This window comes from Shinella daejeonensis (assembly GCF_024281235.1).
Taxonomy (GTDB): Bacteria; Pseudomonadota; Alphaproteobacteria; order Rhizobiales; family Rhizobiaceae; genus Shinella; species Shinella daejeonensis.
Genome location: NZ_JAHWXY010000003.1, coordinates 387,050 through 402,546, shown reverse-complemented (window position 1 = coordinate 402,546; position 15,497 = coordinate 387,050). Strand labels below are relative to the sequence as shown.

Here is a 15,497-nt window from a genome sequence, read left to right as displayed (position 1 = left end):
CCCTGTCCCTGTCGTCGGTCCGCCGTTGCGGATCGTATCGCGCCGGAGTCGCAATGCTCGATATTCTTTCCCTCGTTGCGCTCGGCGTGGCGCTCTTTACCCTCAACGCCCAACGCGGCAGCGCCGAGAAGATGGCGGCGGAAATCCGCCGGCTGGCGCGCGAGGTCGAAATGCTGAAGGGGAGCGGCGCGGCGCTGGCGGAAGAGCCGGCGGCCAGCGCCGAGCCACAGGCCGCAGAGGCGGAGCCGACCGGCGCTGCGGTAACAACCGGACCCTGGGGTCCGCCGGCGGAGGTCGATAGCGAGGCGGCGGCCGGCCGGGCCCTCTTCGGCGGCGAGGCATCGCAGGATGCGGCGGTGCGCGAAACGGCGCAGGCGCCCGTCGCCGCGCCGCCGGTCCAGCGGGAAAGTTTCGAAAGCCGCATCGGCGCGCGCTGGGCGGTCTGGGTCGGCGGCGTCGCCCTGGCGCTCGGCGGCATCTTCATGGTGAAATATTCGATCGAGGCCGGTCTGCTCAGCCCCGCCGTCCGCCTGACGCTCGCCGCGCTCTTTGCGGCTTTGCTGATTGCCGCGGGGGAAGTGGTGCGCCGTCGCGCCCAGCCGCTCGTTGCCGACGCCTTCCGCAACGCCATGATCCCCGGTGTGCTGACGGCGGCGGGCGTGGTGACGCTCTTCGCCGTCTCCTTCGTCGCCTATGGCGTCTATGGCTATTTCGGTCCGGCAAGCGCGTTCCTGTTGCTGGCGGCGGTCTCCTTCATCGCGATCGGCCTGTCGCTGTTGCATGGCCAGGCGCTGGCGGGCCTCGGTCTCCTGGCGTCGATGATCACGCCGGCGCTGGTGGCGACGGGCCAGTCGCGCCCCTCAATCCTGTTCGGTTTCCTGACCGTGGCCTGGCTCGCCACGCTGACCGCCGCCCGGCTGCGGCGCTGGCAGGTGGTGCCGGCTCTCGCCAATCTCGCGCTTGCCGGCTGGGCGATCCTCTATCTGACGCAATCCGCCGCAGTCGAGGTCGCGCCGGTCGCTTTCTCCCTGCTCGTCCTTGCGGCCGGCCTCGGGCTCGTCTGGCCGGGCGGGGCCGCCTTCGCCGAAGCGTCGACGGCCGGGAAAACGCATGTCGCCGATGTCTGGGAACGGCTGCTTTCGCCGCCCGCCATGGCCGTTTCGCTTTCCGGCGCACTGGCGCTGTTTTTCACCGCGCTCGCCTTTGCCGGGGCGGTATCGGACGTGGTGCACGCCGACTATGGTTTCGCGGTTCTGGCGCTGGCGCTTGCCGTGCTCGGCGCATCGCGCGGCTGGGCGGTCTATCCGGCGATCTTTTCCGCCGCCGCCGTCGTGCTCGGCGCGGGCATCGTCACCGCCCTGCCGGCCGGGCTGCTGTTCGACACGTTCAGCCTTGCCCCGCCGGGAGGAGAAGGCGGAACGCCGGTGCCGCTTTCGGCGCTGGCCCCCGTCAATCTTCTTCTGGGCCTCGCCGTCGCCTATGCGCTAGCGGGGATTGCCGCCGTCCGGCTGCGGGCGGCCAGATCGCGGGAGTTCTCCGCGCTCTGGAGCGTGCTTGCCCCGGCTGCGCCATTTTGCGTCCTGTCCGGGAGCTTCGCCGTTTTCGGCAACTTCTCGCTGGACTTCAGGCATGGCCTGCTCGCCCTCGCGCTGGGTCTCGCGTTCCTTGCGGCGGCGGAGATGCTGTCGCGGCGGGAAAGGACGGAGGCGGGGGCCTTCGTGCCGCAATGGACCTTCGCGGCCGGCGGGTTCGCCTTCCTGCTGCTGGCGCTGCATGCGCTGAGCGACGGCCTTGCAACGACGCTCGGCGTTGCAGTTCTCGGGGCGCTCGCCGTCTTCGCGACGCGGCTGCGCCGCTGGCCGGTGCTGCCATGGCTGATGGTCGGGGCGGGCGTCGTCGTCGCCGTCCGCATCGCCATCGAGCCCACCATCGTCGGTGCGGAAAACCTTTCGAGGATGCCGGTCCTCAACCAGCTTCTTGCCGGCTATGGCGTTCCGGCAGCCCTTCTCGCGCTGTCGGCGTTCGAACTGCGGCGCTGGCCGGACGAGCGGGTGCGCAACCTGCTCCAGGCGCTGGCGAGCCTTTTCGTACTGCTGACCGCGGCGATCCTCGTGCGCCATGCGATGAACGGCGGCGTCCTCGACAGCGCGGTGCCGACGCTCGGTGAACAGTCGATCTACACATTGCTGGTCATCGGCGCCTCGGCGATCATGATGTCGCTCGACCTGAAATCGCCGAGCCCCGTCTTCCGCTATGGCTCCATGGCGGTGGGCGTGGTCTCGGTGCTGTCGGTCGCAAGCGCCCATTTCATCGCACTCAATCCCTATTTCAGCGGCGAACTGCTCGGCCGCATCCCCGTCTTCGACCTACTGCTGATCGGCTATCTTCTGCCGGGCGTGGCCTATGCCGGGCTTGCCCGCCATGCGCGCGGCCGCCGGCCGCAGCCCTATGTCGTCATGCTGGCGCTGGCCGGTGTCGCGCTCGTCTTCGCCTGGATCACGCTTTCCGTGCGCCGCTACTGGCAGGGCGAAAGCATCGCCGACTGGAAGGGGTTCCTCCAGCCGGAGACCTATACTTATTCCGTGGTGTGGCTGCTGCTCGGGGTGGCCCTGCTGGCGCTGGGCTCGCGGCTCGATTCGAAGAGCATCCGGCTGGCCTCGGCGGGTCTCGTGCTGATCGCCGTGGTGAAGGTCTTCCTCATCGACATGTCGAACCTCGAAGGCTTCCTGCGGGCGCTCTCCTTCATCGGCCTCGGCGCGGTTCTCATCGGCATCGGCCTGTTCTACCAGAAGATCCTGTCGGCGAGGCCAACGGGTGGAGAAACCGGCTGAAAGCCGAAGGAAAACATGCTTTTGTGCCGGCCGCTTGAATCGGTTCGGCAAGGCGTTGAATCGAAATCACGAAAAGGACGCAGCATGAAGGTCGAGGGGCTGAACATCCACCCGCTGAAAAGCGGCCGCGCGGTCGCGGTCGGGAGCGCGCAACTGCGCCGCGACGGGCTGGCCGGCGACCGCCGCTTCATGCTGGTCGAGCCGGGCGGCCGTTTCATCTCGCAGCGGGAGTTGCAGATGCTCGCGCGCGTCGAAGCGGAGGAAATGGCCGGCGGCGTCCGCCTTGCCCTGGACGAGCGGGTGCTGCTGGCAAGCTTCGATCCGGACGATCGCATGGAGGTCACCGTCTGGGACAGCGCCGTCAGCGCGGCGGTCGCCGATGCGGCGGTGAACGATGTGCTTTCGGACTGGTTTTCCCGACCGGTGAAGCTTGTCCATATGGATGCGCAGGCCCGCCGCCTGGAAGGCGCCGAATGGGCCGGCGCGCCGGTGCCCGTCGCCTTCAACGACGCCTTCCCGGTCCTCGTCACCACCACCGGATCGCTTGCCGATCTGAACCGCACGCTGGCCGAAAAGGGGCAGGAGCCGGTCGGCATGGATCGTTTCCGCACCAATATCCTCATCGGTTGCGACATGCCCTGGGAGGAAGACTGGTGGCAGACGCTGGAGATCGGCGGCGTCCTTTTCGATCTCGTCAAGCCCTGCGCCCGCTGCATCATCACCACGCAGGATCAGAAGACGGGAGAACGCACCGGCGGCAATCCGATCCAGGGTCTTGCGGAAAAGCGCATGTCGGCCGACCGCCGCGTTCCCGGCGTGCTGTTCGGCTGGAACGCGGTGCCGCGCGGGGAGGGGCGACTGCGCCTTGGTGACGGCGTCACCGTCGCCGCACGCCGTTCTGAACGCTGGCCGATGAAGCAGCGGGGCTGACGCTCAGACCCAGCCGCGCCGGCGGAAATAGAGGAAGGGCATCAGCGCCGACAGGAACATGATGCCGATGGCGAAGGGATAGCCGGCGGACCATTGCAGCTCCGGCATCAGCGCGAAGTTCATGCCGTAGATCGAGGCCACCAGCGTCGGCGGCAGGAACACCACCGAGGCGACCGTGAAGATCTTGATGATCTGGCTCTGCTCCAGGTTGATGAGGCCGAGCGTGGCGTCCAGCAGGAAATTGATCTTGCCCGAAAGGAAGGCGGCGTGGTCGCCAAGCGAGGCGGCATCCCGCTGGAGCAGCTTGACGAGCTGGCGGAGTTCCTTCGTCGGCCGGTGCAGCGGATTGTCCAGCGCCGCGTGAAAGGCCGCCAGCCGCGACATGCTGACGAGACTTTCGCGCACGCCGCTCAGGAAATCGCCCTTGCGCCCGAGCTGTTCGATCAGCGATTGCAGGTCGCGCGTCTTCTTGCTGGAGGAAACGGATTTGCTGCGGAAAACCTCTCGCGAAATGACGTCGATCTCGTTGCCGAGCCGTTCCAGCACATCGGCCATCCGGTCGATCACCGATTCGAGCAGGCCGAGCATCACGTCCTCGCCGGTCGCCAGGTTGTGGCCGTTGCCGCGCAGCGCCCGCTGGGTGAAGGCGGAAAAGGGCTTGGCGTCGCCATAGCGCACCGTGACGAGGGTTCCGCCGCGCAGGATGAAGGTCACCGGCATCTTGGCGGGTTCGTCCGTATCGAGATGGGCGAGCGCCGTCATCGTCATGAATTCCGCGCCGTCCTCCTGATAGAGCCGGGCGGACAGTTCGATATCCTCCATTTCCTCGCGCGTCGGCAGGGAAAGGCGCAGCGCCGCCTCCAGGTCCTTCACCTCTTCCGCCGTGGGTTCGAGCAGGTCGTACCAGAGCGCCGGCGTGATCGTCTGCTCGATCGCCGCATTGGTGAATTCGACACGGCAGAAACGCTCCGCCTTGCGCGCGTAGACATGCAACATGTATCGCTCCTTCTGGCCGTCGTCCCGCAAGCCGGGGCGCATCGTCCTACCTGTTCATCATATGTATCGTGTGACGATCCGGCGACAGGGGGCGGCTGGCGGCGGGTGGATGATTTATCAGCGGGATTGATCGGTATCTCAAATTAATTGACTTTCATTCATGGGTGGCCGGACATAGCTTGCGCCCGACATTCTGGAGAAACCCCATGCTCTCATCCCCGGCCGTCCGGCCGATGCCCTGGCTGATCATTGCCGCAGGCTCGCTGATCGCCATGCTGACCTTCGGCCCCCGCTCGGCCATGGGGTTCTTCCAGTTGCCGATGTTGCAGGAAACCGGCTGGGACCGCACGACGTTCGGCCTCGCCATGGCGCTGCAAAATCTCTGCTGGGGGTTGGGCCAGCCCTTCTTCGGCGCCATCGCCGACAAATACGGCACCTGGCGCGTGCTGCTGATGGCCGGTCTTCTCTACGCCGCCGGTCTGGTTCTCATGTCCTTCGGAACGGTGACCATGACGCTGCATGTCGGCGGCGGCGTGCTCGTCGGCCTCGGCGTGGGGGCGGGCTCCTTCGGCACGCTGCTTTCGGCCTTCGCCCGCAATGTCACGCCGGAGCAGCGTTCGCTGGCCTTCGGCATCTGCACCGCCGCGGGCTCTGCGGGCATGTTCCTCTTCGCGCCGCTGTCGCAGGGCCTGATTTCCGCCTATGGCTGGTCGGACAGTCTCGTCTGGCTCGGCGTGATGATGCTCACCGTGCCGCTGCTCGCCATTCCGCTGCGCGGCAATTCCGCCTCGGGTCTTACCGCCGAGGTGGGGAACCGGCAGACCGTGGCGGAGGCGCTGCGGGAGGCTCTCGGCCATCGAAGCTACCTCCTGCTGACCGCCGGCTTCTTCGTCTGCGGTTATCAGGTGGCTTTCATCACCGCGCATTTCCCCGCTTATATCGGCGATATCGGCATCGACGCCCGCTATGCGGTGATCGCGCTGGCGCTGATAGGCTTCTTCAACGTCATCGGCTCGCTTGCCGCCGGTTTCATCGGCCAGCGCTATTCGAAGCCGTATTTCCTGGCGTTCATCTATCTGGCCCGCTCCGTGGCGGTGGCGGCCTTCCTGCTGCTGCCGCAGACGCCGGCCTCCGTCGTCGTTTTCGCCATCGTCATGGGACTGCTCTGGTTGTCCACGGTGCCGCCGACCAATGCGCTCGTCGCCATCATGTTCGGCACGCGCCATCTCGGCCTGCTGGGAGGCGTCGTCTTCCTGTCGCATCAGGTGGGCTCCTTCCTCGGCGTCTGGATGGGCGGCTATCTCTACGACCGTTTCGGCACCTACGATCCGGTGTGGTGGCTCGGCGTGGTGCTCGGCGTCGTCGCGGCGGTCGTCCACTGGCCGATCGAGGAGCGCGGCGTCCTGCGGCCGGCGGCGGCCTAAAAAATGATCGCCCTTTGCGATCTTTTCGGACGCGGCTGCTTGAAAACCGTCACAAAAGTTTTTAAATCGAAGCCACCGGCAGAGCCGGTTTTGTTTTACCGCTATTATGCTCATTTTGAGCAAAATGGCGCAGCCGCCTGAAATGCGGTGAAATGGAGGGCTCCATGACTACCCTGACCCAATCGCCCGCAACGGCCGGACGCGGCCATCCGCTCACGGCGGCGGAACGTTTCGGCGTCGTCGAGAAGCCCGATCTTTCCTTCACGCCGGCTGTCGCGCGCGAGACGGAGCATCTCTACGAGCGCGTGAAACAGTTCATCCCGGCTTTCGAATGGCCGGTCTACGCGCCTTATGTCCACGCCATCAACCGGCTGAAGAAGGAGCGCGGCGCGGTGATTCTGGCGCATAACTACCAGACGCCGGAGATCTTCCATTGCGTGGCCGATATCGTCGGCGATTCGCTGCAACTCGCCCGTGACGCCACCAGGGTCGACGCCGAGATCATCGTCCAGTGCGGCGTGCATTTCATGGCCGAGACTTCCAAGCTGCTCAACCCGGAAAAGACCGTGCTCATCCCGGACGCGAAGGCCGGCTGCTCGCTGTCCGATTCGATCACCGGCGCGGATGTGCGGTTGCTCAAGGAGCGCTATCCCGGCGTTCCGGTGGTGACCTATGTCAACACATCGGCCGAGGTGAAGGCGGAGACGGATATCTGCTGCACGTCCTCGAACGTTCTGGCGATCGTCGAAAGCCTGGAAAGCGACACGGTGCTCTGCATCCCGGACGAATATCTGGCGCTGAACGTCGCCCGCCAGACCAACAAGAAGATCCTGACGTGGAAGGGCCATTGCGAGGTGCACGAGCGCTTCACCGCAAACGAATTGCTCGCCTACAAGGAATCCCATCCCGGTATCGAGATCATCGGCCATCCCGAATGCCACCCGGATGTCATCGCCGTCTGCGATTTCTCCGGCTCCACGGCCGGCATGATCAACTACGTCAAGGACAACAGGCCGCAGCGCGTCCTGCTCGTCACGGAATGCTCCATGGCGTCCAACATCCAGGCGGAACTTCCCGGCGTCGACTTCGTCAAGCCGTGCAACCTCTGTCCGCATATGAAGCGCATCACGCTGCCGAAGATTCTCGACAGCCTTGTGACGATGACGGAGGAAGTCACGGTCGACCCGCTCATCGCCGGTCGCGCCCGGCTTGCCGTCGAGCGGATGGTGAACCTGAAGCAGTGATGCGGCATATTCCGCAGGCGATTTGGTAAGAGGCGGCGCGACGAAACAGCCGGTTTGCGATCAGGCATCTTTCGGCCTCTCCTTCGCCTCCTTGTGGGGAGAGGATGCGGCAAGGCGGCCGGAGGCGAGGCGGAAGACCGACGAGCGCCGGAGGAGAACGACATGCCCATGGAAAGTTTCCGCCCTGAATCCTGGAACGGCATCGACGATATCGTCATCGTCGGCGGGGGGCTTGCGGGTCTCTTCTGCGCGCTGAAGCTGAGCCCCCGCCCGGTGACCATTCTCGCCGCCGCACCGATCGGCCAGGGCGCGTCCTCGGCCTGGGCGCAGGGCGGCATCGCCGCGGCGATGAGCGCCGGCGACACCTTCGAAAAGCATGTGGCCGATACGCTGGAGGCGGGCGCCGGCATCGTCGACCGCAAGATGGCCTATTCTCTCGTCGCCGAGGGGCCTGCGCGCATCCACGACCTGCTGGAATACGGCGTGCCCTTCGACCGCGACCTCGAAGGCAAGCTGCTGCTTTCCCGCGAGGCCGCCCATTCCGAGCGCCGCGTCGTGCGGGTGAAGGGCGACATGGCCGGCAAGGCCATCATGGAGGCGCTGATCGCGGCCGTGCGAAAGACGCCGTCGATCCGGGTGCTGGAAGGCTATGTCGTCGAGGAACTGGTGCGCGAGGGCCGTTTCATCTCGGGCGTCGTGGCGCGTCCGGATGCCGGCCAGTCGAAGAAGCGTGTGCATTTTCCGGCCCGCGCCGTCGTTCTGTGCTCCGGCGGCGTCGGCCATCTCTATGCCGTCACCACCAATCCGTGGGAAGCCTGCGGCCAGGGCGTCGGCATGGCAGCGCGCGCCGGCGCGATCATCGCGGATCCGGAGTTCGTGCAGTTTCATCCCACCGCTATCGATATCGGCCGCGATCCCGCGCCGCTGGCCACCGAGGCATTGCGCGGCGACGGGGCGCATCTCGTCGATTCCGCCGGCCGCCGCTTCATGCTGGATATCCACCAGGACGGCGAGCTTGCGCCGCGTGACATCGTCTCGCGCGGGGTCTTCGCGCAGGTCCAGTCCGGCGGCGGCGCCTTCCTCGATTGCACCAAGGCGGTCGGCGCGCATTTCCCCGAAATGTTCCCGACCGTCTACGCCTCCTGCATGGCTGCCGGCATCGATCCGGTGACGCAGCCGATCCCGGTGGTCCCCGCCGTGCATTACCATATGGGCGGCATCCTGACCGACGGCGAGGGCCGCACCTCCATCGACGGGCTCTGGGCGGCCGGCGAGGTGACCTCGACCGGCGTGCACGGGGCCAATCGCCTCGCCTCCAACTCGTTGCTGGAGGCGGTGGTCTTCGCCGGCCGCATCGCCGAGAACATCAAGGGCATCCTGCCCGAGCCGAAGACCAACGACTGGGGCAAGAATGCCGGCGAGAGCGACGACCTTGTGACCGTCGAGGACAGCCCCGCGCTCACGCATCTGCGCCGGGTCATGAGCGATAACGTCGGCGTCATCCGCAATCGCCAGGGCCTGCTCTACGCGATCCGTGAAATCGCCGCGCTGGAGCGCGACAACAGCCGCATGCGCTTCCACAATATCGTCACGACCGCCAAGCTCATCGCCGTCGGCGCACTCTTGCGCGAGGAAAGCCGGGGCGGCCATTTCCGTTCGGATTTTCCCGAGCAGAAGGCCGGCTGGCAGCACCGCACCTTCCTGACGCTTGCCGACGCCGACCGTATCGTCGCCGAACTGGCGGAGACGGCGGCGGCCTGAGCCGATGACGACGATGCGGCCGACGGCGTGGGGCAGAAGATTGCGCCATGCCGCCGCCATGCCGGAGACAGGTCCGGCGCTTTCGCCAACCCGAAAAGGATCGATCCGATGACAACCTCCTACCGTCCCGTTCTTTCCCCGATCATGATCGAGGAACAGGTGCGCGCGGCGCTGGCCGAAGACCTGGGGCGGGCGGGCGACATCACCAGCCAGGCGACGATTGCGCCGGACATGCAGGCGCAGGCGGATATGAACGCGCGCGAGGAGGGCGTGCTTGCCGGCCTCGATCTCGCCCGCGCCGCCTTCCGCCTGATGGATCCGACGATCCGTTTCGAGGCCTTCGCCGAGGATGGCGACCGGCTTGCGCCCGGCACGGCGATCGCCCGGGTTTCCGGACCGGCGCGCGCGGTGCTCTCGGCCGAGCGCGTGGCGCTCAATTTCCTCATGCATCTGTGCGGCGTGGCGACGCATACGGCCCGTTTTTCCAGCCGCATCGCCGATACGCCGGCAAAGGTCTGCTGTACGCGCAAGACCATCCCCGGCCTTCGGGCGCTTGAAAAATACGCCGTGCGCATGGGTGGCGGCTCGTCTCACCGATACGGCCTCGACGATGCGATCCTCATCAAGGACAACCATATCGCGGTCGCCGGCGGCGTCGGCGGCGCCATCCGTGCGGCCCGCGCCTTCGCCGGCCATCTGGTGAAGGTCGAGGTCGAGGTGACGACGCTCGACGAACTCGAACAGGCACTGGAGGCGCGCCCGGACGTGATCCTGCTCGACAACATGGGGCCGGAGCTATTGCGCCGCGCCGTCGAGATCAACCGCGACTGCGCCGGCCTCGATGACGCGGCCTATGCCGCCGATCCGCGCCGTGTGAAGCTTGAAGCATCCGGCAACGTCGACCTCGATACCGTTCGCGCCATTGCCGAGACCGGCGTGGACTATATCTCCACCTCGAAGATCACCATGGCCGCGCCGACGCTGGATATCGGCCTTGACGTGGTGGTCGGCTGACGGGGCGGGAACACCGCGCAGGGCGACGCGTTCGGCTTCCATGGACAATGGATGACCGGAAGGACGCATCATGAAGAGGATGGTTATGCTCACCGTGGCGATTGCGACGGGAATGCTGGCCGGCCCGGTTCCGGCCGCCCTCGCGCAGCAGAAAAGCGATACCGCGCGGGCGGATTTCATCGGCCGCGACGGCAAGGAGACCGGTCGCGCCCAATTGACCGCCGGCAGCAACGGCGTGTTGTTCGAAGTGGAGATTTCGGGCCTGGAACCGCGCAAATGGATGGCGCTCCACATCCACGAGACCGGGACGTGCGATGCGGCGCACGGCCACGAATCGGCCGGCGGCCATTTCAATCCGGATGGCCGGGAGCATGGTTTCCTTGCCGCCGACGGTCCCCATGCCGGCGATCTGCCGAACCAGTATGTCGGCGACGATGGCGTGCTGCGCGCCCAGATCCATAGCGCGCTCGTCCGTCTCGACGATGCCGAACGCGGCATTCGCGGCCGGGCGCTGGTCCTGCATGCGGGATCGGACGATTATCGCACGGGGCCGGCGGGCGGGGCGGGCGATCGTGTCGCCTGCGCCGAGATCCGGTAGGAACCCGCCGCCAGCCTATCGCGCGCCGACCTTCAGGCCCGGCGCGGGCCGTTCCTCGAGGATGCGGCGGCGGAAGCGGAAAAGCGCGGCGGGACGGCCGCCGGTGGCGCTGGTCGTCGCCCCCGTCGGCTCGACGAGCTCCGCTCCCTCGACGAGGCGGCGGAAATTCTGCTTGTGCAGATGGCGGCCGGAAATTGCCTCCACGGTCGCCTGCAATTCCGTCAGCGTGAATTCGGGCGCCATCAGTTCGAAGATCACCGGGCGATACTTGATCTTCGCCCGCAGCCTCGCCATCGCGGTCGCCACGATGCGCCGGTGGTCATGCCGCATGGCGACCCCCGGCGAGGGCTGGCCCGGCTGCGCCCAGCCGTCGTTCACCGCCTCTTCCGCCAGACCGGCCTCGTAGAGCAGTTCGTAACGTTCGAGCACCCGTTCCTCGTCCCAGGGAAAATCGTCGAGGCCGAAGGCGAGGCGAAGCCGCCGCCGGCGCGCTGTGAGCGGGCCGGCCGGGTCCTCGCGCGAGGGGTCGGCGACCCAGGCGGCAAGCGCCGGCAGGATGATCTGGTCGATGACCGCAGGCCGTCCCTGCCGCCAGTCTTCCCAGGGCAGATAGGCGTACCAGTCGCGCCAGTGCGCGCCGGCGTCCTCCAGCCGTCGGCTGGCCTCGGCGTCCGTGCGGGTCAGCGCAAGATAGCCGACCGAGACCATGTGCGTCCCGGCCTCGTCGGGCAGCTTCTGGCGGCCCCGGTCGCCAAAGGTGTAGAGCTGTTCGATATAGCCGAGTTTCAACGCGGTCTGCGCCTCGACGCTCGCTTGAAGGCTCGTTTCGAAGGTGCGATGGTGGTACGGATCGAAGGGTCCGAAGGGCAATGCGTCGCGGGTCGCGTCCCCGTCGCCGATCGCCAGGATGCAGGGGCTGCGGCCACGAATCGCGACGATCGCCGCGTTGAGGCCGATTTCGACCGGCGGCCTGCCGGCGGCCTCGTTCATTTCACCGGCCCTTCCGGCAGGATGGAGAAGGTGAAGGGGCTGTCTCCCCTGTAGTCCGCCCCCCGGCCGATTGTCCTGACGGCGGCGACCAGCCGTCCGTTGCGGTGGAGCAGGTGATCGCCGATCTCGATCAGCCGGGCGTTGGGGGTGGCCTGCGGCGAGGCGCGGCGCAGTCTTTCGGCAAGCGCCCCCTCGTCCTGCTCCGGCGCGACGGCAAGGGCGGCGATCAGCGCCGCCGCCGGCGAGCGGGATACGCCCATCAGGCAGTGGACGAGCAGCGGCGAGCCCTGCTGCCAGCCGCACGCAAAACCGATGATCGCGTCCACATGTTCTTCTCCGGGGGCGACGAGGTCGCCGGTGCCGGCAAAGGTGATGTCGTTGACGCCGAGAATCAGGTGCCGGCCGGCGTCGATGACCGCCGGGCGGTGGAAATCCTGCTTCGGCGCGATGAGGCTCACCATTTCACGGCAGCGATGGCGAACCGCCAGTTCCGCGATCTTGCCGAGCGGGGAAACGACGATCGTCGCCATGGTCACACCTCCGCCACGGCGGGACGCGGCCCGCGCTCCCGGTCGAGGGCCATGAAGCGCGCCACGAAGCATCGTTCGGCCTCGACGGCCGGCAGCGGCGCGATTCCGATCATCTCCAGCGTGACGCCACGCGGCGCGCCGAAGAATTTCGTCGCCTCCTCGCGGGAAAAGCCGGCCAGTTCCGTCGCCTCGAAGAAGGCGGCCACCTGATCGGCTTTCTTGATCTTCGCCTTGAGCGCGGCCGGCGTGATGGCCGGCAGGCCGAAACGCAGATGCACCGCGGCTTCAAGCCGCTTCTCGACCGCCTTGTAGCCGCCGCCGACCACGGTCTTGAAGGGCGAGATCATGTCGCCGATCACATATTCCGGGGCGTCGTGCAGCAGCGCCATGAGGCAGTCCCCGGCGTCGCAGCGGTTCTGCCGCCGGAAGATCGTTTCGACCAGCAGCGAGTGCTGCGCCACGGAAAACGCGTGGTCGCCATGGGTCTGGCCGTTCCAGCGGGCGACGCGGGCAAGGCCATGGGCGATGTCGGACAACTCGACGTCGAGCGGCGAGGGATCGAGCAGATCGAGCCGGCGGCCGGACAGCATGCGCTGCCAGGCGCGCGGTGCGGCTTTCGGGCGGCTCGCTCCGCTCATGGCGTGGAGGTCTCCTCCGCCGCCGTGTCGGGAAAGGCAAGCCCTGTCCAGTCGGCAAGCGCAAGCCTCACCGGCGCGCCGTCTGCGGTGATCGGCGTGCCGGACTGCCGGGCGTCGGCCACGCGGTCGAGGCGCACCAGCGCGATGCCCTTTTCGCCGTGAACCGTGCCGAGCGTTCCGACGGGCTTGCTGCCGGCCAGCAGCTCCGTTCCGCCCGGCGCAAGCGCCGTCTCGCCGGTGACGATCACCGGCCGGCGGCGGGCCGTGCCGCGATGCTGCATGCGTGAGACGACTTCCTGTCCGACATAGCAGCCCTTGCGGAAGGAGAGCCCCTCCGTCAGATCGAGCAGGACGTCATGCGGGAAGGCGTCGGCAAGGGCGAAGTCGCGTCCGGCTTCCGGCAGGCCGGCCTCGATGCGCAGGGCGTCGTAAAGCGCTGCATCCTGCGCGCCGCCGCCGCCCGGCCGGCGCGTTACCGTAAGACCGGCGCGGCTGAACCGGGCGTCGCGCGGGCTTTCCGCTTCCGCAGGCTCCCAGCATATGGTGACCGTGTCTCCTTCGACCGGCGCGATCTCGACGGCGGCGCGCAGCCTGTAGAGCGTCAGGCGTCTGGCAAGGCCGTCGCGATCGCCTTGATCCGTCTCGATCAGGAAGGCGTCCGGCCCGTCGCGGCGGATCAGGAAGGAAAAGAGGATTTTTCCCTGCGGCGTGAGCAATGCGCCGGGCCGCAATTCGTCGACGGGCATGGAGGGGAGGTCCGTGGTGATCAGCGATTGCAGCAGGCTTTCGGCATCCGTGCCGGAAAGACGAAGAAACGCGCGGTCGGAAAGCGTGACGGAGGGCATGGTTCGGTCCAGGTTCTCGGCCGCAGGTGGTCCGGCGGCGGCGGCGCATGAAAGCGCCCGTTGAAACAGAGGTAGAACGCCCGGTCCGCTTTCGCAAGGTCGGAGGACCATGCCGCTTCAGCCGTATGCGGCGGGCCTGCTTCAGTCTCCGGCGAAGAAGAATTTCCACTGCCCGTCCGGCGTGATGCCGACACGGTAGAAATTATAGGCCCCGAGTTCCTGCATGTCGGCGACGTCGCCGGCTGTGACGATGCGCAGAAGCTCGACCTTTTCCGGCGGCGTCAGGGAGGCAAGCGGCTTTTCGGCGAAATAGGGCCAGACATAGAGATCGTCGGGCGTGCCTTCGCCGACATGCACGAAACCTGTCGCCAGGACGTCGAGCAGGATGGCGAGGATCTCGATTCCCTCGGGGTCGCCGGAAAGGCCTTTCAGCGTGTCGACGGGACTCTCGTTCGTCTCCACGCCGGAAACCTGCGTCTCGGTCAGGCCCTTGCCCAGCAGCGGTTCGAGACGCTGGATGTCGCCGGATGCGGCGGCCTCGACGATGAGCTGGCGCATGCGGCGCACCGGCTCGGGGGCCTTCTCGATGTCGTACAGCACCTCGACCGGCGTTTGCGGCTGGTCGGCGTCGTCACCCTCCGCGTCCGGCGCATCCTCGACGGGTTGCTGCGCCGATCCTTCCTCCCTGCGAATGAGCGGATCGGGCATCGGCAGCTGAAGGGGGTCGGAAGAGGCGTCCGGGGGAGCGGTTTTGCTTCCGGCGTCGGGATTTCCGGCCGTCTCGCCGGGGATCTGCTGGAGTTCGCTGAGCGCAAGGACGGGAGCCGGCGTCAGGGGAAGCGCCGCCCCGGCCAGAAGAAGGCACAGGATGAGGCTGCCGCGTCGCAGCCTTTTTGCGCCAGACATGACCATCGTTCCGTCTTCCTGCCTATTGCAGCTTGCGCTCGGGAGAGAACTCGCCGGTCAGCATGCGCTCGCGCAGCGATTCCAGCATTGCTTCCGCGCCGCTCTCGCCGTGGATGCGGATGGTTTCGCGCATGGCAAGAGCGATTGCCGCGTCGGCGATGATTTCCGGCTCGATGCCGTCCGCCATACCGTCGGCCCAGGCTTCGTTCTGGTACTCCAGAGCGGCCTGCATCTTCTCGTGCACGATCATCTCGTCGATATCGGTCAGAGTGGGTTCCATCGATCGGTCCATGAGGGCATCAAACCTTACTGCACTGTTAACGACCTTAGCAGCCTTTTCCCAAAACGGCACCGGCTCCCGCGAAAAGAGGTTAATTAACCCCTAATTTCCAAAACGGGTGGTAATTTCGAGGGCCAGTGTTGCTCCTTCGTTACGGTATCTGTCTTCTGCGACAACCGCCGATTCCGTGCAAGCGGTATAGATGGCGGCGAAGGAGCGATAGCCGCGGTTGAAGGACGCCGTCAGCCGCTCCTGCCGCGCCGGTTCGCCGGCGGTCTCCAGATCGAGGAGTTTCTGCATGGAGACGCGCCAGTCGTTTTCCTCGCCGCCGGCGCACAGGTTGCGCAGATAATGCACCGCTCCGAGGATTTCCGAAAGCCGCTCCAGGCGGTCGTCATAGGGGGCGGGGGGAGGCGCGGGAGCCTCGGCCGTCTCGCCCGGCGTCTGGGCAAGCGCCGGCGGCGCGGCAAGGACCGACAGCGGTATCATGCAGGCAAGGGCGCGAATCAT

Annotated in this window: 15 protein-coding genes; 7 read left to right on the top strand and 8 right to left on the bottom strand. The window is 66.8% G+C overall.

All coding sequences use genetic code 11. The features are described from left to right. Positions 1-53 precede the first annotated feature (53 nt). Together KYK29_RS12525 and KYK29_RS12520 are read left to right on the top strand one after the other, a co-directional pair. Positions 54-2,831 (top strand): DUF2339 domain-containing protein, encoded by a 2,778-nt coding sequence (locus KYK29_RS12525; RefSeq protein WP_254691226.1) that lies wholly within the window; start codon positions 54-56, stop codon positions 2,829-2,831. Between the two features lie 84 nt (positions 2,832-2,915). Further along, on the top strand, positions 2,916-3,761 hold the full coding sequence (locus KYK29_RS12520; protein WP_254691225.1) for an MOSC domain-containing protein: 846 nt from the start codon (positions 2,916-2,918) through the stop codon (positions 3,759-3,761). A gap of 3 nt (positions 3,762-3,764) precedes the next feature. Here the strand turns inward: KYK29_RS12520 and KYK29_RS12515 are convergent, their stop codons facing one another. Next, positions 3,765-4,757, bottom strand: a complete 993-nt coding sequence (locus KYK29_RS12515; protein WP_254691224.1) for a magnesium transporter CorA family protein — start codon at positions 4,755-4,757, stop codon at positions 3,765-3,767. A 206-nt stretch (positions 4,758-4,963) separates the two neighbouring features. Between KYK29_RS12515 and KYK29_RS12510 the strand changes: the two genes are divergently transcribed. The 5 genes from KYK29_RS12510 to KYK29_RS12490 all read left to right on the top strand — a co-directional run bounded on the left by KYK29_RS12510 (position 4,964) and on the right by KYK29_RS12490 (position 10,798). Next, positions 4,964-6,181 (top strand): MFS transporter, encoded by a 1,218-nt coding sequence (locus KYK29_RS12510; protein ID WP_254691223.1) that lies wholly within the window; start codon positions 4,964-4,966, stop codon positions 6,179-6,181. Between the two features lie 164 nt (positions 6,182-6,345). Beyond that, complete coding sequence (nadA, locus tag KYK29_RS12505; RefSeq protein WP_254691222.1) at positions 6,346-7,425, top strand: quinolinate synthase NadA; 1,080 nt, start codon at positions 6,346-6,348, stop codon at positions 7,423-7,425. Positions 7,426-7,587: 162 nt separating this feature from the next. After that, positions 7,588-9,186, top strand: coding sequence for an L-aspartate oxidase (locus KYK29_RS12500; protein WP_254691221.1), 1,599 nt, complete (start codon positions 7,588-7,590; stop codon positions 9,184-9,186). A 108-nt stretch (positions 9,187-9,294) separates the two neighbouring features. After that, positions 9,295-10,200 (top strand): carboxylating nicotinate-nucleotide diphosphorylase, encoded by a 906-nt coding sequence (gene nadC / locus KYK29_RS12495; RefSeq protein ID WP_254691220.1) that lies wholly within the window; start codon positions 9,295-9,297, stop codon positions 10,198-10,200. Between the two features lie 79 nt (positions 10,201-10,279). Further along, positions 10,280-10,798, top strand: coding sequence for a superoxide dismutase family protein (locus KYK29_RS12490; RefSeq protein ID WP_254691282.1), 519 nt, complete (start codon positions 10,280-10,282; stop codon positions 10,796-10,798). A 15-nt stretch (positions 10,799-10,813) separates the two neighbouring features. Here the strand turns inward: KYK29_RS12490 and KYK29_RS12485 are convergent, their stop codons facing one another. From KYK29_RS12485 to KYK29_RS12455, 7 genes are all read right to left on the bottom strand, one after another. Continuing rightward, positions 10,814-11,788 carry an NUDIX hydrolase gene (locus KYK29_RS12485; protein ID WP_254691219.1) on the bottom strand — a complete coding sequence of 325 codons (975 nt, stop codon included), beginning with the start codon at positions 11,786-11,788 and terminating at the stop codon, positions 10,814-10,816. Beyond that, positions 11,785-12,318, bottom strand: a complete 534-nt coding sequence (locus tag KYK29_RS12480) for a tyrosine phosphatase family protein (RefSeq protein WP_254691218.1) — start codon at positions 12,316-12,318, stop codon at positions 11,785-11,787. The genes KYK29_RS12485 and KYK29_RS12480 overlap by 4 nt, the downstream gene beginning before the upstream one ends. Positions 12,319-12,320: 2 nt before the next feature. Further along, positions 12,321-12,956, bottom strand: coding sequence for a YfbR-like 5'-deoxynucleotidase (locus tag KYK29_RS12475; RefSeq protein ID WP_254691217.1), 636 nt, complete (start codon positions 12,954-12,956; stop codon positions 12,321-12,323). Then, the gene (ygfZ, locus tag KYK29_RS12470) at positions 12,953-13,801 is read right to left on the bottom strand and encodes a CAF17-like 4Fe-4S cluster assembly/insertion protein YgfZ (RefSeq protein WP_254691216.1); all 849 of its coding nucleotides are present in this window, start codon (positions 13,799-13,801) and stop codon (positions 12,953-12,955) included. The genes KYK29_RS12475 and ygfZ overlap by 4 nt, the downstream gene beginning before the upstream one ends. Before the next feature lie 141 nt (positions 13,802-13,942). After that, positions 13,943-14,713 (bottom strand): hypothetical protein, encoded by a 771-nt coding sequence (locus KYK29_RS12465; protein WP_254691215.1) that lies wholly within the window; start codon positions 14,711-14,713, stop codon positions 13,943-13,945. A gap of 16 nt (positions 14,714-14,729) precedes the next feature. Then, positions 14,730-14,999 (bottom strand): hypothetical protein, encoded by a 270-nt coding sequence (locus KYK29_RS12460; protein ID WP_254691214.1) that lies wholly within the window; start codon positions 14,997-14,999, stop codon positions 14,730-14,732. A 90-nt stretch (positions 15,000-15,089) separates the two neighbouring features. Next, a complete protein-coding gene (locus KYK29_RS12455) occupies positions 15,090-15,497 on the bottom strand; it encodes a TIGR02301 family protein (protein ID WP_437437251.1) in 408 nt (135 codons plus the stop codon).